This is a genomic window from Comamonas humi (genome assembly GCF_054782535.1).
Genome location: NZ_BAAGSH010000013.1, coordinates 194,570 through 213,332, shown reverse-complemented (window position 1 = coordinate 213,332; position 18,763 = coordinate 194,570). Strand labels below are relative to the sequence as shown.

At 65.6% G+C, this 18,763-nt stretch carries 21 protein-coding genes; 1 reads left to right on the top strand and 20 read right to left on the bottom strand.

Annotated elements, in window-relative coordinates; all coding sequences use genetic code 11:
• Window positions 1-16: 16 nt before the first annotated feature.
• The 17 genes from ACYVKR_RS15125 to ACYVKR_RS15045 form a co-directional block, all read right to left on the bottom strand.
• The gene (locus tag ACYVKR_RS15125) at window positions 17-1,006 is read right to left on the bottom strand and encodes a type II secretion system F family protein (protein ID WP_460481757.1); all 990 of its coding nucleotides are present in this window, start codon (window positions 1,004-1,006) and stop codon (window positions 17-19) included.
• A gap of 35 nt (window positions 1,007-1,041) precedes the next feature.
• Window positions 1,042-2,433, bottom strand: coding sequence for a CpaF family protein (locus ACYVKR_RS15120; protein ID WP_460481755.1), 1,392 nt, complete (start codon window positions 2,431-2,433; stop codon window positions 1,042-1,044).
• A 42-nt stretch (window positions 2,434-2,475) separates the two neighbouring features.
• Window positions 2,476-3,642, bottom strand: a complete 1,167-nt coding sequence (locus ACYVKR_RS15115; RefSeq protein ID WP_460481754.1) for an AAA family ATPase — start codon at window positions 3,640-3,642, stop codon at window positions 2,476-2,478.
• Between the two features lie 17 nt (window positions 3,643-3,659).
• Window positions 3,660-4,097, bottom strand: a complete 438-nt coding sequence (locus ACYVKR_RS15110) for a TadE/TadG family type IV pilus assembly protein (RefSeq protein WP_460481753.1) — start codon at window positions 4,095-4,097, stop codon at window positions 3,660-3,662.
• Window positions 4,094-4,534: a TadE/TadG family type IV pilus assembly protein gene (locus tag ACYVKR_RS15105; protein ID WP_460481752.1), complete on the bottom strand. Its 441-nt coding sequence runs from the start codon at window positions 4,532-4,534 to the stop codon at window positions 4,094-4,096. The genes ACYVKR_RS15110 and ACYVKR_RS15105 overlap by 4 nt, the downstream gene beginning before the upstream one ends.
• Before the next feature lie 5 nt (window positions 4,535-4,539).
• Complete coding sequence (locus tag ACYVKR_RS15100) at window positions 4,540-5,826, bottom strand: Tad domain-containing protein (protein WP_460481751.1); 1,287 nt, start codon at window positions 5,824-5,826, stop codon at window positions 4,540-4,542.
• Between the two features lie 93 nt (window positions 5,827-5,919).
• Window positions 5,920-6,120, bottom strand: coding sequence for a Flp family type IVb pilin (locus tag ACYVKR_RS15095; RefSeq protein ID WP_460481750.1), 201 nt, complete (start codon window positions 6,118-6,120; stop codon window positions 5,920-5,922).
• A gap of 39 nt (window positions 6,121-6,159) precedes the next feature.
• Entirely contained in the window at window positions 6,160-6,363 is a 204-nt protein-coding gene (locus ACYVKR_RS15090; RefSeq protein WP_460481748.1) for a Flp family type IVb pilin, read from the bottom strand.
• A gap of 147 nt (window positions 6,364-6,510) precedes the next feature.
• On the bottom strand, window positions 6,511-6,855 hold the full coding sequence (locus ACYVKR_RS15085) for a hypothetical protein (protein ID WP_460481747.1): 345 nt from the start codon (window positions 6,853-6,855) through the stop codon (window positions 6,511-6,513).
• 14 nt (window positions 6,856-6,869) lie between these two features.
• On the bottom strand, window positions 6,870-8,510 hold the full coding sequence (locus ACYVKR_RS15080) for a type II and III secretion system protein family protein (RefSeq protein ID WP_460481746.1): 1,641 nt from the start codon (window positions 8,508-8,510) through the stop codon (window positions 6,870-6,872).
• 37 nt (window positions 8,511-8,547) lie between these two features.
• Window positions 8,548-9,423 (bottom strand): CpaB family protein, encoded by an 876-nt coding sequence (cpaB, locus tag ACYVKR_RS15075; RefSeq protein ID WP_460481745.1) that lies wholly within the window; start codon window positions 9,421-9,423, stop codon window positions 8,548-8,550.
• A gap of 28 nt (window positions 9,424-9,451) precedes the next feature.
• On the bottom strand, window positions 9,452-10,039 hold the full coding sequence (locus ACYVKR_RS15070) for an A24 family peptidase (RefSeq protein ID WP_460481744.1): 588 nt from the start codon (window positions 10,037-10,039) through the stop codon (window positions 9,452-9,454).
• Window positions 10,040-10,331: 292 nt separating this feature from the next.
• A complete protein-coding gene (locus ACYVKR_RS15065; RefSeq protein ID WP_460481743.1) occupies window positions 10,332-11,597 on the bottom strand; it encodes an NAD(P)/FAD-dependent oxidoreductase in 1,266 nt (421 codons plus the stop codon).
• Window positions 11,598-11,616: 19 nt separating this feature from the next.
• Window positions 11,617-12,585 (bottom strand): tripartite tricarboxylate transporter substrate binding protein, encoded by a 969-nt coding sequence (locus ACYVKR_RS15060; protein ID WP_460481742.1) that lies wholly within the window; start codon window positions 12,583-12,585, stop codon window positions 11,617-11,619.
• A 194-nt stretch (window positions 12,586-12,779) separates the two neighbouring features.
• A complete protein-coding gene (locus ACYVKR_RS15055) occupies window positions 12,780-13,823 on the bottom strand; it encodes a fibronectin type III domain-containing protein (protein ID WP_460481741.1) in 1,044 nt (347 codons plus the stop codon).
• Between the two features lie 24 nt (window positions 13,824-13,847).
• Window positions 13,848-14,477 (bottom strand): right-handed parallel beta-helix repeat-containing protein, encoded by a 630-nt coding sequence (locus ACYVKR_RS15050; RefSeq protein ID WP_460481740.1) that lies wholly within the window; start codon window positions 14,475-14,477, stop codon window positions 13,848-13,850.
• Window positions 14,478-14,748: 271 nt separating this feature from the next.
• Window positions 14,749-15,798 (bottom strand): CDP-6-deoxy-delta-3,4-glucoseen reductase, encoded by a 1,050-nt coding sequence (locus ACYVKR_RS15045; protein WP_460481739.1) that lies wholly within the window; start codon window positions 15,796-15,798, stop codon window positions 14,749-14,751.
• Window positions 15,799-15,961: 163 nt separating this feature from the next.
• On the opposite strand from ACYVKR_RS15045, the gene ACYVKR_RS15040 reads away from it, so the two are divergent.
• Complete coding sequence (locus ACYVKR_RS15040) at window positions 15,962-16,909, top strand: Rossmann-fold NAD(P)-binding domain-containing protein (protein ID WP_460481738.1); 948 nt, start codon at window positions 15,962-15,964, stop codon at window positions 16,907-16,909.
• A 5-nt stretch (window positions 16,910-16,914) separates the two neighbouring features.
• Here ACYVKR_RS15040 and ACYVKR_RS15035 read toward each other — a convergent pair whose 3' ends face one another.
• The 3 genes from ACYVKR_RS15035 to ACYVKR_RS15025 are packed head-to-tail and all read right to left on the bottom strand — an operon-like array spanning window position 16,915 to window position 18,476.
• Window positions 16,915-17,484, bottom strand: a complete 570-nt coding sequence (locus tag ACYVKR_RS15035) for a DUF4124 domain-containing protein (protein ID WP_460481737.1) — start codon at window positions 17,482-17,484, stop codon at window positions 16,915-16,917.
• A gap of 46 nt (window positions 17,485-17,530) precedes the next feature.
• Window positions 17,531-17,947 carry a hypothetical protein gene (locus tag ACYVKR_RS15030; protein ID WP_460481736.1) on the bottom strand — a complete coding sequence of 139 codons (417 nt, stop codon included), beginning with the start codon at window positions 17,945-17,947 and terminating at the stop codon, window positions 17,531-17,533.
• 34 nt (window positions 17,948-17,981) lie between these two features.
• Entirely contained in the window at window positions 17,982-18,476 is a 495-nt protein-coding gene (locus ACYVKR_RS15025; protein WP_460481735.1) for a hypothetical protein, read from the bottom strand.
• Window positions 18,477-18,763 lie beyond the last annotated feature (287 nt).

Genomic DNA, 18,763 nt, shown 5'->3' with positions numbered 1-18,763 from the left:
CCGGTTTTCATAGGTCTCATACGCGGATGCGGATGATGTGGCGCAGCAGCAGCACGCCCAGCACCATCATCACGGCCAGCCACTGCAGTATCGTGACGCCGATGGGGTCGTTCCACAGCGGCTCCATAAACTCGCGGTTGAACAGATACAGCAGCGCGCCCAGCGCGAATGGCATGAGCGCCAGGATCCACGCCGACAGCCGGCCCTCGGACGACAGCACGCGTATCTTGGCCTGCAGCTTGAGCCGTTCGCGGATCAGGCGGCTCAGGTTGGTCAGCACCTCGGTCAGGTTGCCGCCCGACTCGCGCTGGATAATCACAGCGACGATGAAGTAGCGCAGGTCGGTGAGGGGCACGCGCTCGCCCAGGTTGCTCAGGGCCTGTTCCTGCGAGGTGCCGTAGTTCACTTCGTCATGCACCAGGCGGAACTCGCCGGCGATGGGTTCGGCCATCTCGTCGCCCACCATCTGTAGTCCGGCCGAGAAGGCATGGCCGGCCCGCAATGCGCGTGCGATCAAGTCCAGCGCCTCGGGCAACTGGCGCTCCAACTGCTGCAGGCGCTGGTTGCGCCTGCGCTGCAGGTACAGCAGAGGCAGCGCCGCCAGCACGGCGCCAGCCACCAGCGCCAGCACCAGTGCCTGGTTCAGCGCCAGCACGGTCATCATCCCCAGGGCAAACAGCGCCGCGCAGCCCAGCAGCAGGCCCGAAACGCTCCAGTCCAGCCCTGCCTGCAGGATGGCGCGATCCAGCACATGCGCGCGCGGCATGCCCAGCAATGCACGCTGCAGAACGGGTACCTCGCTCAGCACCCGCTCCTTCACCAGCAGTGACTGCGTACTATGGTCGTGTGCGGCCGATAGCGCCCTGAGGCGCCGCTGCAGCCGCTGCGCCTCGGGACTCTTGTATTGCCTCCATAGCAGACGGCTGCCGGCGAACAGCAGCAGCACCGCCAGAAAGACCAGTACGACGATGGGGAGGAACGAATTGAAGACAGGCAGTTGCGGCATGGCGATGGCTCCTGCAGAAAATGGGTGGGGTATGCCTACTCGAATCGTTTGCCTGGGTCGAAGCAGGTATCCGGCAGCACGATGCCGAAGCTGCGCAGCCGGTCGCTGAACCGGGGGCGCACCCCGGTGGCATGGAAGTAGCCTTCCACCTGCCCGTTGGCGCCCACGCCAGTCTGCGTGTAGGCGAAGATCTCCTGCATGGTGATGACCTCGCCCTCCATGCCGGTGATCTCCTGGATGCTGGTCACCTTGCGCCGGCCGTCCGTCAGCCGCAGCACTTGCACCACGGCGGTGATGGCCGAGGCGATCTGCTGGCGCGCTGCGCGGTGCGGCAGGTTCAGGTTGGCCATGCCGATCATGTTCTCCAGCCGTGCCAGCGCGTCGCGCGGCGTGTTGGCGTGGATGGTGGTGAGCGAGCCTTCGTGGCCGGTGTTCATGGCCTGCAGCATGTCCACGGCCTCGGCGCCGCGCACCTCGCCGATCACGATGCGGTCGGGCCGCATGCGCAGCGCATTGCGCACCAGCGCCCGCTGCGTGATCTCGCCGCGCCCCTCGATGTTGGGCGGGCGCGTTTCCATGCGCGCTACGTGAGGCTGCTGCAGTTGCAATTCGGCCGCGTCCTCGATGGTGACGATGCGCTCCTCCTCGGGGATGTAGCCCGACAGGATGTTGAGCAGCGTCGTCTTGCCCGCGCCGGTGCCGCCCGAGATCAGCATGTTGACCTTGGCCTTGGCCAGTGCCTCCAGCACCGTGGCCATGCCGGGCGTCAGGCTCTTGAGCTCATTCACCAGGTTGTCCATGCGCAGCGGCGTGCGTGCGAAGCGGCGGATCGACATCATGGGCCCGTCCAGCGCCACCGGGGCAATCACCGCGTTCACGCGCGAGCCATCGGGCAGGCGCGCATCCACCATGGGGCTGGATTCGTCGATGCGTCGGCCGATGCGCGAGACGATCTTGTCGATGATGCGCAGCAGGTGCTTGTCGTCAGCGAACACCACCGGTGTCAGCTCCAGGCGGCCGTAGCGTTCCACATAGACCTGGTCGTGGCGGTTCACCAGAATGTCGGAAACCGTGGGGTCGGCCATCAGCAGCTCCAGCGGGCCGAAGCCCAGCATTTCGTGCTGGATGTCGCGCGTCAGCAGCCGTCGTTCCACATCGTTGATGGCGGTGGGGTCCTCTTCGAGCAGCCGTTCGGTGAGCGCCGCAATTTCGTTGCGCAGCGCCTGCGGCGGCAAGGCCTCGAGTGCGGCCAGGTCAAAGCGCTCCACCAGCTTGGTGTGGATGCGCCCCTTGAGCGCCATGTACGCTGCCGAGGTGCCTGGTGCTGGTGCAGCAATCAGGGCCTCGTCCGCGTCCAGGTTCGAGGCGGGTGCCAGGTGCGGCCGCGCGCGGGCCACCGGTGTGCTGAGCAGGTCTCGCAATGACATGATGGGCCTCCTTCTCTGGATGATGGCAAGCGGCCACGGGCATCAGGCCCGGTGGAACAGTCGGTTCAGGAAGCCGCCGCTGGCCTGCTGCGCCTGCGGTGCCAGCTCTTCGGCCCAGGCGGCCAGCTCGCGCACCACGGGGCTGCTGCGGTTGGTTTCGGCCAGCGGCACGCCGCTGTTGATGGCGGCTTGCACCTCCTTGGCAGACTCGGGAACGGCCCGCCATTGCTGTGCAATGCCCAGTGCCTTGCGCACTTCGGGCAGGCCGATATCGGCGTGGCGGTCCATCCGGTTCAGCACCGGATGAAGCCGGCTTTCGGGGTAGCCCAGCGCGCGGAACATGTGCAGCAGCCGCTGCGCGTTGCGAACGGCGGGCACATTGGGCAGCAGCACGGGAACGATCTGCTGCGCCTGGTCCAGTGCGCGCAACGCCAGTGGGTCGAGCACGCGACCTATGTCGAGCAGCACGAAGTCGTATTGCTGCGCGACCACGCGCAGGACTGCATCGATATGTTCGGGTTTGACTTCCAGCGCCTGCGTCGCATCGGCTGGCGAGGCCAGTACATGCAGCTGCGGCGTTACCTTGACGGTGCTGGCGGCCAGAAAGGAGGCGTCCAGCCGGTGGATGTCGCGGGCCACATCGGCCAGTGTCGAACTGGGCAGGCCTTCGTGCAGGTAGGCCAGCGTATCGCCAAATTGCAGGTTCAGGTCGATCAGCAGCACCGGGTGGCTGCGCGCCAGCTCCCATGCCAGGCTGGTGGCCAGGAAGGTAGCGCCGCTGCCGCCCTTGCACGGCACAAAGGCAAGCACCTGCGCGTGCGCGGACTCCTGCCCGGCCTGCGACTTGGCCTGTTTGGCTGCGATGCGCGCCACTGCTGCTTGCAGCGCCTCGGGCTCGGCGGGCGACGCCAGCACTTCGCGCACACCGGCGCGCATCGAGCGCAACAGGAATTCTGGCGTCTGCAGGGCGCACAGCAGCAGCACTGACGTGTGCGGAAAATGCGTGGTCACATACTCCACCGGCGCCAGCTCGTCGGGGTCGCAGCACATGCCATCCACCACCATCAGGTCGGGCCGTTCGCGCTCGGCGATCATGGGCATGCGGGTCTTGCCACCGTCAAAGCTCAGTACTTGGTGCCCCTGCTCCTGCAGTGCTTGCGCCATGTCGCCCTGGTGCGCGGCATTGGGAGAGATGATTGCGATTTTCATGGTGGGGATCTCGTTGGTTAGGAGGCGCAAGCCGTGGCGCTGTTGGGGTCCTTGCGCATGGCCTCGCGTGGCAGGTAGGTGGAAAACTTCGGCATCGGTATGGCTGCTTGCAGGCCTTTGCCCACGAGGGGGGCAATCCACTGGAATTTCAGGTCGGTGATGGTCACCGTGGCGCCCTGGCAGGTAGCCGTCGTGCAGCCGCTTGGCGACCAGGCGATATCGATGTCGTTGATTTGCGGAAGCCGCGCCTGCATATAGGTCAAGACCGTGGTCTTTTGTGTGGTGTCGTCGCACACCACCGCATAGCGTGCACCCGCGCGGGCGGCCTCATTGGCGGCGGCCCAGGTGTAGAGCAGGCGGCTGAAGTCCACCAGGCCCAGGAAAAGCATCAGGAAGATGAGGAAGCCGAGCGCAAACTCGATGATCGTGGCGCCGCGCTGTGCAAGGTGTTTCATGTCAGCGCCCTCATCGTGGCAGCGATGCTGCCGAAGGTGATGCCACCGCCGCTTGCGAGCTGGTTGCCGAACACGCTCGACAGCATCGAGGTGAAACGGTAGCCGGTGACCGTGACTGTCACGGTGTTGATCAGCGGGAAGGTCCCTGCCGTCTGCCAACTGCAGCTCACCGCGCTGGTCTTGAGGCCGGGCGCCAGCGGTGTACTGCCTGCGCTGGTGGTGCCGTACACCACCAGATTCTTGGCGTTGTCGCACAGCGTGTTCGGTGTCTGCACCGAGAGGTAGCGTACGGCATCGCGCACCGACTTGGTCACCGTGTTGTACTCATACAGCGCGCGGCCGAATTCGATGACGATCATGCTCAGCAGGAGCATGAAGGGAATGGTCAGCGCCAGTTCGACCAGCGCTGCTCCTTGTTGTGGGCGATGGATACGCATGGCATTCACCTCACCAGTACCGGTACCAGCGGGCCGCTGCTACCGCCCGCCAGGCCTGTGGTGGTGCAGGGACTGTCAGCGGCGCTGGCCTTGCCCCGGTATTCGAGCTGCACATCGCCCACTGGAATTTTCATCGGCTGCAGCATCAGCATGCAGGCGAAGTCGACCACCGTGCTGCTGGTGTTGACCACTGGCACCAGCACCAGGCGGCGGTCGGCTCCATAGGACTTGTGCTCGGCGGAGGTGGCCACGGTTTGGAAGCCGCCGCCTGCCATGCCACAGTTTGCTGGGCTGGTGCCGCACCGAGTGAAAGACCCGCGTTGGGCGATGAAGTTGGGCGTGGAGCCCGAAGTGCCGTTGTAGGCGTTGCGCCCCAGCGTCCAACTGGTGCTGTCGTAGATATAGCCCGTGAAGTCAGGACGGTTGGTGCTGGGGCCGGCTCCATTCTTGTAGATGCCGAAGCGGTAGTTCCAGATTTCGACGACCGTAGCTTGCACCCCGCTGGTGCCTATGCTGGTGCCCAGAATGTTGCCGATTCCGACGCCGCAATGGGTTCCGTCCATTTCGTCTTTGGTTTCCGAAGCACTGGTCGAACCGTCGAGATTGGCCCAGCCGAAATCGCCACCGCTACTTGTCTTGGCGAGCAGGGTAACCCAGTCGCCAGAGAGGAGCGTGTTGAATTTGGCGAGCGGCAACGCCACTGGAATCGGGCAGGTGCTTTGCGCACTCCCTCGCGTGGCCACGGCCCGTGCGCCCACGGTGCCGGTGCTGGGCCAGGTGGTCGTGTCGCCATTGAAGGCCCCCATGGCCTGCAGCAGCCATAACGGGATGCTGCTCATAGTATGTTTACATTCGGCATACACGGCAGTCAACGAATCGGCAGGCGTGATGGCTGGTGTGACATAGTCCGCCTTGAAGAAAAAAATGTCGCTGGCGGTGATCTGGCCAAGGCCGCCCCAGTTGGCGGACTGCATATTGGCTCGGTTCTGGTTGCCGGCAACGATGCCTGCGCTGCGCGCACGGCTGATGGCGTCGGTCACACCGGCAGGATCGGTTTCGCGGTTCAGTTCGCGGGCTGCCGCCAGCGCGCAACTATCCATGGCCGTTTGCAGTTCAGTTTTGACGACGAACAGCCGGCCAAAGTCCAGCGCAATGCCCATGAAGCCCAGCAGGAACAGCAGCAGCAGTGCGAAGGTGACGAGGTAGGCGCCTTTTTGGCGCCGCCGCAGTCCATGCCGAGCGCTAGAGCCGGCATACTGCGTCCTCAATGGAGCATGGATGCGGGTGTTCATGATGGACTCTCGTCGGACAAAAAGCCCCAAATACTGTTAGGTGGCAGAGAAGGCGGCCGGATCTGCCGCCTTCCCTGAACTCCTCGCGCACAACTAGGTGCAGGTGGAACTCGTCAGGCAGTTCGTGACACGGTTGATGAAGTCGGCGATATTTCCGCCCGCAAGCCCCTGCAACGCCAACACCAGCGCAATGGATACCACCGCGATGATCAGCGCGTATTCGATGACCTGCGCGCCTTCATCCTCATGGGTGAGGCGGTAGATAAATTGGCTGGATTGGATGAAAGGAGACATAGGATCCTCCATGAACTCATCTGCCAACAGGCGGTTGAATCAGGTGCAGGTGGTGCTGGTCAGGCAGTTCGTGACACGGTTGATGAAATTGCTGAAGCCCGTGCCGTTCAGTCCGCGGAGCGCAATGACCAGCGCAATGGACACCACAGCGATGATCAACGCGTATTCAATGACCTGGGCACCTTCCTCGTCTCGCAGGAAATCACTGAGGAACTTGCCGAATTGTTGAGCGGTTTTGGTCATGATGACACCTATGAAGAAGTGAAGAGGAGAAGGGATCGCCTTGGCATCGAGGGCCGAAGGCGGCTGACGGATGGTGTGTGTCTGTCGTCGGAACTCCTTTCGATGCTTGGATGTTGATATCGGATGGGGCCAAGATGACCGGCTGGATCAGTACGGCGCGTTTCCTCCGGAGTCGCCGCTGCCCGCGCCTGTACCACCGCCACCACCACTGCCGAGCGTGGTGCCGATGTTGATGACATTGGCTGCGGGCGGTGGTGTTCTGAAGCTGCGTTCATAGCGGACCATCGTTTCGCGAGTGACGCGACCATCCATGCCGGTGGCTGCATCAACACCGCTTCCTGGTGCTTTGCCGGCTTCGGGGTTGATGGTCATGCGGGTCTTGGCGGTGCGAACGGCTTCGCCAAAGCGGGCATCGTAGTGTGGAGTGGTGCTGCCGCAGCCGGCCAGAAGGGCGGTCATGGCGGCCAATGACAACAAGGTGGATGAGTTCATGGCGGACCTCCGGTTCATGCGGGCGAGTACTGCGGTGTGCTGCGGCCGGCGGGGGGCGGCGCGGCTGGCGGCAGTGGCTTGAGCTGGACGGGCGGTGTGGCAGGCACTGGTGCCGGTGCAGCGGCTGGCGGGGCGGCAGGAGCCGGTGCTGGAGTGGGCTGCGGCTCGGGCGGTGGCGTGGAGCTTTCAAGCGCACCGTTCAGGTAGCGTTCGGCGCGTGAAGGCACGGCATGGTTGTCGGTCGGCACGCGCGGTGCGTCGGCCAGGGCCTGCACCAGGCGGGGGGTGATGACGAACATCAGCTCGGTCTGGTCGGTCTGGAATTCGGTGCTGCGCGCCAAGGCACCCAGGATCGGGATTTCGCCCAGGCCGGGAAAGCGCTTGACGGCTTCGGTGATGTTGTTCTTGATGAGGCCGGCGATTACTAGGCTCTGTCCATCGTTGAGCTGCACAGTGGTGTCGGCCCGGCGAACGGTGAGTGATGGAATGACCGAGGTGAAGCCGTTGATCGACGTAAATGGCGAGCCGACCTGCTGCAGATCGGAAACCTCTGACACCAGCTTGAGATTGACGCGCGAGTTGCCCAGCACGGTGGGTGTGAACTTGACGCCGATGCCGAATTCCTTTTCCTCCAGCGTCAGCACCGGGGTACCAAGGGTGCCGGTTTGGGCAACAGGAATGAAGATCTTGCCGCCCGATAGAAAGCTGGCCTGCTGGCCGCTCACCGCCATGATGTTGGGCTCGGCCAGCACGCGCACCAGGCCGTCGTCCTTTTGTCCATCGATGCTGAGTGCGCCCTTGCCGATGCGCATGGCGCTGAGCAGCCCCCCACCGCCACTCAGGAAGTTGGAGACGATGGAGTAGGTGTTCATGCCGTTGCTGGTGACGCGGTTGCCGCTGATGCTGGAACCGAGCTTGTCGAGCAGGGTCTTGCTGACCTCGGCGATCTTGACTTCGAGCATCACCTGGTGAGGCGAGGTGGTACGCAGCAAGTTGACGATCTTCTTGCTGTCGCTGTAGGCGGCGGCGAGGGTCATCACGTCGTCGAGCCGTAGCGGGTTGCTGATCTCGCCGCTGAGCACCAACGCGTTGTCGGCACCCTGCACGCGGATGCCGCGCTCCTCAGGCATGAGCTCGCCAAGCTTGGCCTGCAGCGGGCCGGGGTCGATGGTGACGATCACGTCCTTGATGAAGCAGGTGCCCTGGGCGTTCTGCAGGATCACGTTCATGGAGCCGGATTTGCGGCCACGGAAGAACAGGTCTTTGGGGCTGAGCAAGCGAACCTCAATGTCGCCCATGCCATTGTTCATAGTGCCAAATGTTGTCGTCGTTGTCGCGGTAGAAGATCCTCCCTGATTGGCCACATTTGTGGTTTTAGATATAGATGACGAGTCTGAGCTGTTGCCCAAAATGAGCTTGACAGGAGAGCTGAGAGGAATCACGACAGATTTACCGAGCGTGACAGTCGTAGGTTCTTCCATGCGAATGGAAGTGCAACCTTTTGCTTGGCCGGAAGTAGGAGTAGGGGCCGTGGCGACCGTTTTGGGGGCGGTAGCGGTTGCAGTTGTTGCGGCGGGCTGAGCATGAATGGTCAGTGCCGGGCCGGCGCTGACCAGCAGCACTGCGGCTGCCTGGTACAGGTGGTGGTATTGCATGTCCGGGCCTCTATCTGTTGTTGGTTGTTGGGAGTGGCTAGAAGCAGTTCACGGGATTGCTACCAGCATGAAGGACTATCACGCAGGTCTGTGGTGGCTCAGCAGGTACGGGAGCCTTGGGCGCAGGCCGGTCGCGGTACACGATTTGCTTGACTGGTGCGGCTGCCTTGGCAGGAGCGGGTGCTGGTGCCTCGGCCACCCCGAATAACTGGTTCTTGGTGATGCCGGCAGTCGCCACGGGCTCTTTGTCCACCTGGTTGCGCAGCACCAGCGACAGGCTGCCCACGCTGCGCGCAAGGTCGAGCTTCTCGGCATCCTCGGGGCTGAGTTCCAGCGTGACGGCGCTCACCACCTTGGGCTTGGTTTCGTCGCGGCCAGCTTCCTGGGCCACGGCCAGCACCAGCACGTTCTCGAGCACGGTCTTGCTGATCTGGCGCGATTCCTCGCTCTTGTTGGGGCCTTTGTCGGATTTTTCCTGCTGGGCGTTCACGACCACGTCCACGTAGTTGCCGGGCAGTGCGAAGCCGGCCACGCCCACCACATCATTGACTCGCACCGTCATGGCGCGTTTGCCGGGCGCGATGACGGCAGCCAGGCCGCCCTTGGTGCCTTCGGGGGCGAGCTTGCCTTCGAGCACAGCCTCGCCGCGCAGAACGCCGACCTTGACGACGCGCTCCTGCAGTGCCTGCACGTCATTGAAGGCACCCGAGGGGATGGAGGCGCGCGGCCAGTCGATGGTGGAGAGCATCTGCGGCGTGAGCTTGCTGCCCAGCGGTATGTCCGCCGCCGCGACCACGACCTTGCCCGCATCGAGGCTGCCTTGCCGCGAAACCCAGTTGGCTGCATACACCGCCGCCGCGAGGCCGACGAGCAATGCCAGAATGAAAAACCCCAGTGCCTTGATGTTCTTCATGACCGTCTCCCTGCTGCTTGCGTAGCGCTTATATCCACGTGAATTGACGGGCCACCAGGAACGCGGTGGTGCCGATGGCGATGCTGACCCCGTAGGGCAGCTTGCCGATGGATGCGGTGTGCTGGCGGGCATCGGGCCGGATGCCGGCCGAGGCCGAGATGAACAGCATTTGCACGCTATGCAAGGTGTTGCGCACCAGGCTGGCGGCGGCGCGGTGCCACAGCGAATAGCTCACCGCGGCGATGCCGCCGGTGATGAAGACGAAGATCACCGCGCGAACCACTTCGTCGGGCCCGAGGAAGGCCCCGGCCATGGCCATGAGCTTGACGTCGCCCGCACCCATGGCATGCAGCAGGTACAGCGGCAGCATCATGACCAGCCCCACGGCCAGCCCGGCCAGGGCCCACAGCAGCCCGTTGTGGAAGGGCAGGGGCACCAGCATGCTGTAGAGCAGGGCGGCGGCGCTGCCGCCCATGGTGAGGAGGTTGGGGATGCGGTAGGTTCGTGCATCCCACACCGCGCCTGCGAACAGCAGCACCAGCAGCAGCAGGGTGCGTGGGTCGGTGAGGAGCATGCCCATCAGCTCGGCCGCGGCTCGCAGTTCGGATGTGTTCATGAATGCACCTCCAACGACACTGATCGCCCATCCATCCCGCCTGCCAACAGGTGCTGGCAGGTCTGTCCTCCGCTGTGCCGCTGCCTGGAAGGGCGTCACGTATCCAGCGGTTTGGATGTATGTGAATTTGTTACATGAGGATCATTATGTGAAAAAGGGACACAAAAATACACTCACATCTCTTCACATTTGGGGTGCTTAGGCGTCGACGAAAAAGGGCCGCACCGCCCCTCGGCAGGGGCTGGATGCGGCCCGCGCAGGAGCGTTGCCCGCAGGGTCGGAAGGGGCTCTTTTAGCGCAGGAAGCGCTCGGCCCGGAAGGGATGTGTGTCGATCGGCGGAGTCTCGCCGCACATCAGCGCGGCCAGCAGGGACGCGGTGCCAGGACCGGTGGAGAAACCGATGTGCTGGTGGCCGAAGGCCAGCCACAGGTTGCGGCGGCCGGGCATGGTGTCGATGATGGGGCGGCTGTCGGGCAACGTGGGGCGGCGGCCCAGCCAGGGCGTGGACTCTAGGCGTTCGCCCATGTCCAGCGCCTCGCGGGCAGCAGTTTCGGCCAGGTCCAGCTGCAGTGGGTTCGGCGGGGCATCGCAGTCGGTCAGCTCCACGCCGCTGGTCAGCCGCAAGCCCTGCTCCATCGGCGAGAGCACATAGGCCCCGCCGGTGTCGTACACCGGCCGGGTCAGGCCCAGGCCCGGCACCGGCGCATAGTGCATGTGGTAGCCGCGCTCGAAGGCCATCGGCACCTGCACGCCCAGCGTGGCCATGAACTCGCGGCTCCACGGGCCCAGCGCCACCACCACGCGGTCGGCCTCGGCCACGGTGTCGTTGCCGCCGTCGCTTTCTCCTACCACGCGCCAGCGCTGTCCGGGCAGCGGCTCAATGGTGCGCAACCGTGCCTGCAGGACGCGGCCGCCGTGCGCCGCGAAATGCCGTGCATAGCCCGCGACCACGGCGCCGGGGTTGTCCACGGACCAGCTGTCCTTGACCCACAGCGCCCGTTCAAAGATGGGTTTGAGCGCCGGTTCGAGCTGGCGCAGGTCGCCTTGGTCAAGTACTTCGGTACCCACCCCGAAATGCGCCATGCGCTCGCGCCCGAGCGCGCCGCCTGCAAAGGCCTGCGTCTGGCGGTACAGGAACAGCCAGCCGTTGTCGCGCAGCCGGTGCGCCATGCCGGTCTGCAGCAGCAGCTGCGCATGCTCCTGCATCGACAGGCGGATCAGCGCATCGAGCGCGGTCGTGGTCTGCTCGAAGACGCTGCGGCGCGCATTCGCCACGAAGCGTGCCGCCCAGCCCAGGTTCTGCAGCAGAAACCGGGGTTGGTAGCGAAAGCTCGCGCTCTGGTTCTTGAGCAGTTGCGGCAGCTGCGCGAACAGGCCCGGGTGGTTGAAGGGCATGAGCGAACTGCGCGCCAGCACGCCCGCATTGCCGTACGAGGTTTCGCGGCCCGGATCGAGTCTGTCGATCAGCGTGACCTGAAAGCCCTTCTTCTGCAGCGCCAGCGCGGCGGCGGTGCCGACCATGCCGGCGCCGAGCACGGCGACCGTGGGATTCGTCATGTTGGTAGCCGTACTCCGGTCAGTCCACCTTCGCGCCAGAGAGCTTGACCACGCCCTCGTACTTGGTGCGTTCGCTGGCCATGAACTTGTCGAACTGCTGCGGCGTGGTCGGCACGGGCTCGGCCATCAGCGTGGCGAATTTCTGCTTGGTGGCCGGATCGTTCAGCGCCTCGACGAAAGCCTTGTTCAGCTTGCTGACCGTGGCGGCGGGTGTGCCGGCCGGCGCCACCAGGCCCCACCAGGTGTCGATCTCGAAGCCCTTGAGCGTCTTGGACAGCGGCGGCACGCCAGGCAGCATGGGGCTTTCGTTCAGCGTGGTCACGGCCAGGGCCTTGAGCTTGCCGCCATGGATGTTGGCCGATGCGGCGGCGAGGTTGTCGATGTTGAAGTCCACCTCGCCCGACAGCAGCGCGAGCTGCGCCGGGTTGGCGCCGCGGTAGGGCACATGCACGGCGAAGATGCCGGCTTGGCGCTTCATCATCTCGCCGGCCAGGTGGCCCGCGCTGCCGTTGCCGCCGCTACCGTAGTTGAGCTTGCCGGGGTTCTTCTTCGCATAGGCGATCAGGTCCTGCGCGGTCTGGATGTGCAGTTCCTCGGCGCGCTTGGCGTTCATCACCAGCACGTTGGGCACGCGCACCATCTGAGTGATGGCGGCGAAGTCCTTGGCCGCATCGAAGGGCATCTTCGTGTACAGCCAGGGGTTGACAGCATGGGTGGCCGTGGCGGAGATACCGATGGTCAACCCGTCGGGCGCGGCCTTGGCCACGATATCGGCGCCGATATTGCCGCCGGCGCCGGCCTTGTTGTCGACCACCACCGTGCCCAGGCTGGCCTTCACGCGCTCGGCCAGCACCCGGGCCGTCACGTCGATCGGACCGCCGGCGGCATAGGGTACGACCAGGCGGATCACGTCGTCCGCATGGGCGAGGGGAGAGGCCGCGGCAGCGGTGGCAAGCAGGGTGGAAAGCAACAGGTTTCTGCGGTGCATGGGATGGATGGATTCAAGGAGTGCGACCCCGCAGCGGCCAAGCGCGCAGGATCGTAGAAGCACAGGGCTTGCACGCGAAGACCACTGCATGGCCGCAGTGGAGCGAGAGGCTGAAGTGTAATGTTAAAAAATATCAAGCACACGACAGCCAGACCCGCTCGCCGGGCCCTGAATTTCACTTTGGCGACTGTGCGTCAAAGCCGCTGGCGGCCGCGTGGAGCGTTGCGCCGCAGCCTGAAGGCCCAGGCGGCCAGGATGGCCAGCGTTGCCAGCAAGGTGCTGGTGTGGCTCCATGCAGGCACCCGCCGAGCCGCTGCGCCCACCGTGATGGGCGTGCTGCTGGGGCCTGCGCCTACCGTGGTTTGCGCCTGCACGGTGCAGACATAGGAAACACCCGGGAGCAGGCCCGTCACCGTGATCGGCGGCTGGGGTGCCGATGCCGTGACGGTGGAGCCGCCGCCTACCGGTACGCACTGGGCCTGGTAGCCGGTCACGGTCTCGGTGGGGGTGGATGCGACCGGTGGGAAATCCAGGGTGACGGAGTCGCCCTGCCGGTCCCCGCCGACGCCAGCCGGCGGTGCGACGTCCGACGAGATGAGGCTGACCGTATCCGCCGCGAAAAACAGGCTTTGGCGATTGTCCACTTCGGCCAGCCGCAGGCGCACCGTGCGCCCGGCATAGGGCGTCATGTCGAACTGGATGCTCTGGTAGCCGGCGAAGCTGCTTGGCCCCGATGCGCCGGGCCACTGGAACACATTGGCCAGCACGCCGCTGCCCACATCATTCCAGGCCGCTGCGGGGTCCACGATATCGATGCGGGCCTGCTGGTTGGGCTGGGTCTGGAAATCCAGCGTCGCGGGCGCAGCCGCCAGCGGCGCTGCGTTCTGGACATAGACCAGCGCCGTGAGCGAAGCGCTCTTGCCGGCTGGAATGGCGATGTCCTGGTACAGCACATGGCTGCCCGGCCCAGGCTGGTCGGACATCGCCGCGAACGAGCCTTGCGGGGGCGCCGGCACGGTGGCCGGCGTGACGGCGCTCTGCGTTCCGCTCTGGGCGTAGAAGCCGCCCTGCGAGCCGGGCTGCGAAACGGCCTGCCAGCCGGTGAAGGCCTGGGAGCCGGCGCCGGCGTTCTGCTCGAAGCCGCCGTTGGTGACCAGTTCGGCCGCATACGCCAGCGAGAGCGGGCCGCAGGCCAGCATAGCCAAGGCGGCCTGGCCAAGCCGTTTCCGGGTGCGCATCATGGCTGATCCTTTGCCGTTGGCTTAGCGCTCGTAGACCACCTCGGTGGGCGTGGTGCCTCCGGCATTGCCTTCCAGCCGGTTGTTGTTGTAGCTGCTGACTTTGCCCGCAGTGATCTTGAAGGCCAGCGCATTGCCGAAAACGGAGGTATTGGACAGCAGCACCCGGCTGTCGGCATCGGTCATCGCGATGGCGGCGGTGCTGTTGGTGGTGATCGACGACCGCTGCACCAGCACACTGGCCTTGGCACCCGTGACCACTTCCACGCCGTTCTGGAAGTCCCGGATCCGGACGTCATCGAGGATCACGGTCTTGGCGCTGACGATCTTGACGGCGGAAGCTCCGGTCGCCAGCCCGGTGAAATCAAGGTTGCGCAGTACCACGGTGGCATCTGCCGGTGCACTGATCACGATGCCGTTGGTGCCGGATACCAGCACGCTGGCCAGCATTCCTCCGCCATCGATGGTGATGGCCTTGTTGATGGTGACGGCACCGAATCCGCCGGGATCCAGTACGTCGATCACGCCATGGGGGGCCGTCTTCGGCAGGGCTCCCGCAAAGGTCTTGCACGGTGCGGTGCGGCTGCAGGGATTGGCGTCGTCGCCCACGCCCGACACCCAGGTGCGCGTGGCCTGGGCATGGGCCTGAGACACGGCGCCAAGCCCCAGGAGGGCGATGGACAACGCCGCTGTGACCGGAAGCCTGCGCAAGCGGGTTTGCGGGATGGGCTGGTGCATGATCGCCTCGTTTGCAATTGTTAATATTTGCAAAAATATAGCAAGATCCAGCCCCGCATTGGCTAGGGTAACTCCTTGAGGCAGTTCAAAAGCGCTGGTTTTACCGGGGATTGTTTTATGTTGTACGAATTGGTTTATTTATTTATGAAAATACATATGCCACTCGCATACATCTGCCGTTGGAGCTTCAGGTGTTCTTGTCGGCCTCGGTGGTGAAGGCGTCGGCAAAGAAGGCCTCTTCGGGCAGTCCGCGCTCGCCGGTGTAGCTGCTGCGGGCGGCGTCCACCACGACCGGCGCGCCGCAGGCATAGACCTCGTGGCCCGACAGGTCGGCAAAGTCGTCGAGCACGGCCTGGTGCACGAAGCCGGTGCGGCCGCTCCAGTGGTCTTCGGGCAGCGCGTCCGACACCACCGGCACGTAGCGCAGCTGCGGCAGCTCGGCACAGCGCGCCAGCAGCCAGTCGTGCATGTACAGATCGTGCGGGCGGCGGCCGCCCCAGTACAGGCTGATCGGCCGGGTGATGCCCTTGTGCTGCACATGCTCGACCAGCGCCTTGATCGGCGCAAAGCCGGTGCCCGAGGCCAGGAAGACCATGGGCTTGTCGGAGTCCTCGCGCAGGAAGAAGCCGCCGAACGGCCCTTCGATGCGCAGGATCTCGCGCTCCTTCATCGCGCTGAAGACATGGTCGGTGAACAGGCCGCCGGGCATGTGGCGGATGTGCAGCTCCAGCCCGGGCGCGCCCTCCTGCTGGTGCGGCGCCACGGCCATCGAATAGGCGCGGCGGTGGCCGCCGGCGAGCAGGAACTCGACATACTGGCCTGCGTGGTAGCGAAAGGTGTCGGCCGCGGGCAACTGCAGGCGCAACTGCATCACGTCGGGCGACAGGCGGGTGAGCGACGACACGCGCACCGGCAGCTTCTTGATCGGGAAGGCGCTTTCGTCGGTGACGTTGCGCGACTCGATGACCACATCGCTGGTGGGCCGGGCGCAGCAGGGCAGGATCAGGCCGGCGGCTTCTTCCTCGGGCGTGAGCGCGCGGCTGCTGTGCGGTCCGTGCTCGACGGTGCCGCTGAGCTTCTTGCACTTGCACGAGCTGCAGGCGCCGTCCTTGCAGCCATAGGGCAGGCCGACGCCGTTGCGGATGGCGGCCGTGAGAATGGATTCGGCGGCATTGGTGGCAAAGCTGCGTCCGCTGGGCTGTACCGAGATCTGGAATGCCGAGGGAGAAGTGCCCATGGAATCAAGTTTCCTTCAAAAAAGATAGCTGCTTGCGCTTACTGGATAAGCGCTGGAGCCCATTTTTATCAAAATTCTGCGGATGGCAGCGCCGTGCGGCGCAAGGCATGCCGTTTCGTGGTGACAATTCCGGATTGCCGCCCACCGAGCAAGGAGCCGTATTTTGCCCGCAAATCAACACCCCCGCCGTGCACTGCCGGCCCGCTTTCGCCGCCAGCGCGTGCTGATCGTCGGCTGCGGCGACGTGGGACAGCGCGCGGCGAGGCAACTGGCGCCGCTGGTGGTGCGGGCGCTCACCTCGTCGGCCGATAAATGCGCGCCACTGCGCGCGCTGGGCATCATGCCACTCGTGGGCAACCTGGACGATGCGGCCAGCCTGCGGCGGCTGGCGGGCCTGGCGCCGCGGGTGCTGCACCTGGCGCCGCCCGGCACGGTGGCGGATGCCGATCTGCGCACCCGCACGCTGCTGCGGGCACTGGCGCGGGGGCTGCGGGCGCCCCGCGTGGTGTATGGCTCGACCAGCGGCGTGTACGGCGATTGCCAGGGTGAGGTGGTGCGGGAAACCCGGCCGCTGCGGGCGCAGACCGCCAGGGCGCTGCGGCGCGTCGATGCCGAACGGCAGCTGCGCCGCTATGCGTTGAACCACCGACGGAGCGGCGCACGCAGCCATGTGCTGCGCATCCCAGGCATCTATGCCGGCGACCGCGAAGGCGGCACGCCCGAGGCGCGTTTGCGGCGCGGCACGCCGGTGCTGCGCGCGCAGGACGACGTCTTCACCAGCCACATCCATGCCGACGACCTGGCCCGCGCCGCCGTCAGTGCACTGTGGCGCGGCCGGCCGCAGCGCATCACCAACGTGTGCGACCAGACGCGGATGCGCATGGGCGATTATTTCGATCTGGCGGCCGACCTGTGGGGGCTGGCCCGCCCGCCGCGCATCAGCCGGGCCGAGGCGCAGCAGGCGCTGCCGGCCACGCTGCTGAGCTTCATGAGCGAGTCACGCCGGCTGGACAACCGGCGCATGCTGCGCGAGCTGCGGGTGGCGCTGCGCTACCCGACGGTGGAGCAGGGCTTGCGTGCTGCCGTGGCACTGCAAAAAGCAAAGGGCTAAAAAGGCTAGCAGGGCGCGGTGCCGCCGCGGCTGCGGCAGGTCACCTTGCCGGGCGGATTTCGGCCGGGCGGCGGGCCTTCGCCGATGCCGGCGCGCGGGTGGGTGTTGCCGTTGGCGTCCACGCACTTGAACACGTCGCACTGGCGGATCGCCGGGGCCGGTCCCTGCGAGACTGGCGGGCGTGGCGGGTGGATGTGGGGCCGGTAGCCGTAGTCGTAGCCGTCAATGACCACCAGGCCCGAACCATCGCGGTAGCCCTGCGGCTCCTGCTGCCGGTAATTGGTGATGGGGGAGGCACGGCGGTTGGCCTCGGCCTGCAGCGCCTTCTCCTGCAGGTCCAGGCGTTGCTGTTCCTGGTCCTGCGCTCGGCGCTCGGCCTGGCGGCGCAGGGCCTGGTCGGTGCGGGCCTGCTCCTGCGCCAGTTCGTCGTCGGATTTGCGGCGTTCGACCTCTTTGACCGCGGTGCCCGGTGCGCATTCGCCATCGGTGTAGGTCACCCGCCCCGAGGCCGGGTCGGTGCAGCGCAGCACCTGGGCCTGGGCAGGCACGGCCAGCAGCGCTGTGGCAGCGAGCATCGCGGCCAGGGGCCATCGCAGCAGCGTGACCGGCGCGGGCATCGCGTCAGCGGCGGTGGCCGCCGCCCCATCCGCCGCCAAAGGAGGGGCGAGAGCCGCCCGACGAGGGTGCCAGGGGGCGCCCCAGGCTGGCGCCGGCGCCGGGCGAAATGCGGTCCGGGCGGCCGCCGCCGAAGCCCGGGCGCGAGCCGCCATGGTGGTGGCCGCCGCCCCAGTAGCCGGGGCCCGGGCGGTAATAGGGCCGGCCGCCATAGACGTAGGTGGACGAACTACCGATCCACAGCGACGAGCCCCCGTAGTAGGGATAGCCGTAGTAGGGGTAATCGTAGGTTGCCACGGGGGCGGAAACCGTCGTGTACGCATTGCCGTAGTACGCCCCGTCCACCGGCGCCACGACGCACCCGGACAGCGCCAGCGCGCAGGCGGCGCCGGCCGTCAGCATGCTCCATCGTGCCAAGGTCATGGGATTCTCCTTTGGCTGGTGATGGCCTGGGCCATCAGCAGCGGTCTGCATTGGGCGGGACATAGATCGTGTCGCTGCCGGCCCTCACCGACTCGCGGTAGCGGGCGCATTCCTGCGCGCGCTGGTTGTTCTGGCCGAAGCGGCCCCGGTTGGCATCGCGGTCGCGGGCCTGGCGCTCACGCTCACGGTCGCGTGCCTGGCGTTCGAGTTCGCGGCGGCGGTCATCGTCGCGGGCGCGCTCACGGTCACGTTCCCGATCACGGGCGCGGCGCTCGTTGTCGCGTGCGATGCGCTCGCGTTCGGCGCGGTCGCGATCCCGCTGGTCGTAGTACCGGTTGCGGTCGTAGTAGCGATCCTGGGCGGGAACGTAGTAGCCGCTATCGTTGGTGTAGTAGGTGCCGGATGGCTGGCCGTAGTAGTCGGACCCATATCCACCATAGCCGTATCCGTCGCTGCCGGTGGCAACGCAGCCGGATGCGAGCGCAGCGGCTGCCAGTGCGGCGGCGATATACAAGCGTTGACGACTCATGGACATTCTCCTCTTGGCAGCAGGCCCGCGGCACGGGCCGGGGGCTGATGTTGCACGGTAGGTTGGATGGCGGCGCGCAACGCGGGGTAGGTGGTAACCCAAAGACGCGCAAGGGCTGCCAAACGTTGACAGGGGCGCGCCTGCGGCGGCAGTTTTGCACCAACTTTACACCACCTGGGTGTGCAGGCGGACCCTCGATTCGGGCATGGATGCACGAGGGGAGGGCTCCATCAACAGCTGTGAGCCTATGGGCGTATTTTCAATCTGCGCTTGTAACAGCGTGTGCT

Excerpts from the sequence above, each read along its gene's own strand:
- ACYVKR_RS15125 (WP_460481757.1), bottom strand. The coding sequence starts at position 1,006 with ATGCCGCAACTGCCTGTCTTCAATTCGTTCCTCCCCATCGTCGTACTG.
- ACYVKR_RS15120 (WP_460481755.1), bottom strand. The coding sequence starts at position 2,433 with ATGTCATTGCGAGACCTGCTCAGCACACCGGTGGCCCGCGCGCGGCCG.
- ACYVKR_RS15115 (WP_460481754.1), bottom strand. The coding sequence starts at position 3,642 with ATGAAAATCGCAATCATCTCTCCCAATGCCGCGCACCAGGGCGACATG.
- ACYVKR_RS15110 (WP_460481753.1), bottom strand. The coding sequence starts at position 4,097 with ATGAAACACCTTGCACAGCGCGGCGCCACGATCATCGAGTTTGCGCTC.
- ACYVKR_RS15105 (WP_460481752.1), bottom strand. The coding sequence starts at position 4,534 with ATGCGTATCCATCGCCCACAACAAGGAGCAGCGCTGGTCGAACTGGCG.
- ACYVKR_RS15100 (WP_460481751.1), bottom strand. The coding sequence starts at position 5,826 with ATGAACACCCGCATCCATGCTCCATTGAGGACGCAGTATGCCGGCTCT.
- ACYVKR_RS15095 (WP_460481750.1), bottom strand. The coding sequence starts at position 6,120 with ATGTCTCCTTTCATCCAATCCAGCCAATTTATCTACCGCCTCACCCAT.
- ACYVKR_RS15090 (WP_460481748.1), bottom strand. The coding sequence starts at position 6,363 with ATGACCAAAACCGCTCAACAATTCGGCAAGTTCCTCAGTGATTTCCTG.
- ACYVKR_RS15085 (WP_460481747.1), bottom strand. The coding sequence starts at position 6,855 with ATGAACTCATCCACCTTGTTGTCATTGGCCGCCATGACCGCCCTTCTG.
- ACYVKR_RS15080 (WP_460481746.1), bottom strand. The coding sequence starts at position 8,510 with ATGCAATACCACCACCTGTACCAGGCAGCCGCAGTGCTGCTGGTCAGC.
- cpaB (WP_460481745.1), bottom strand. The coding sequence starts at position 9,423 with ATGAAGAACATCAAGGCACTGGGGTTTTTCATTCTGGCATTGCTCGTC.
- ACYVKR_RS15070 (WP_460481744.1), bottom strand. The coding sequence starts at position 10,039 with ATGAACACATCCGAACTGCGAGCCGCGGCCGAGCTGATGGGCATGCTC.
- ACYVKR_RS15065 (WP_460481743.1), bottom strand. The coding sequence starts at position 11,597 with ATGACGAATCCCACGGTCGCCGTGCTCGGCGCCGGCATGGTCGGCACC.
- ACYVKR_RS15060 (WP_460481742.1), bottom strand. The coding sequence starts at position 12,585 with ATGCACCGCAGAAACCTGTTGCTTTCCACCCTGCTTGCCACCGCTGCC.
- ACYVKR_RS15055 (WP_460481741.1), bottom strand. The coding sequence starts at position 13,823 with ATGCGCACCCGGAAACGGCTTGGCCAGGCCGCCTTGGCTATGCTGGCC.
- ACYVKR_RS15045 (WP_460481739.1), bottom strand. The coding sequence starts at position 15,798 with ATGGGCACTTCTCCCTCGGCATTCCAGATCTCGGTACAGCCCAGCGGA.
- ACYVKR_RS15035 (WP_460481737.1), bottom strand. The coding sequence starts at position 17,484 with ATGCTCGCTGCCACAGCGCTGCTGGCCGTGCCTGCCCAGGCCCAGGTG.
- ACYVKR_RS15030 (WP_460481736.1), bottom strand. The coding sequence starts at position 17,947 with ATGACCTTGGCACGATGGAGCATGCTGACGGCCGGCGCCGCCTGCGCG.
- ACYVKR_RS15025 (WP_460481735.1), bottom strand. The coding sequence starts at position 18,476 with ATGAGTCGTCAACGCTTGTATATCGCCGCCGCACTGGCAGCCGCTGCG.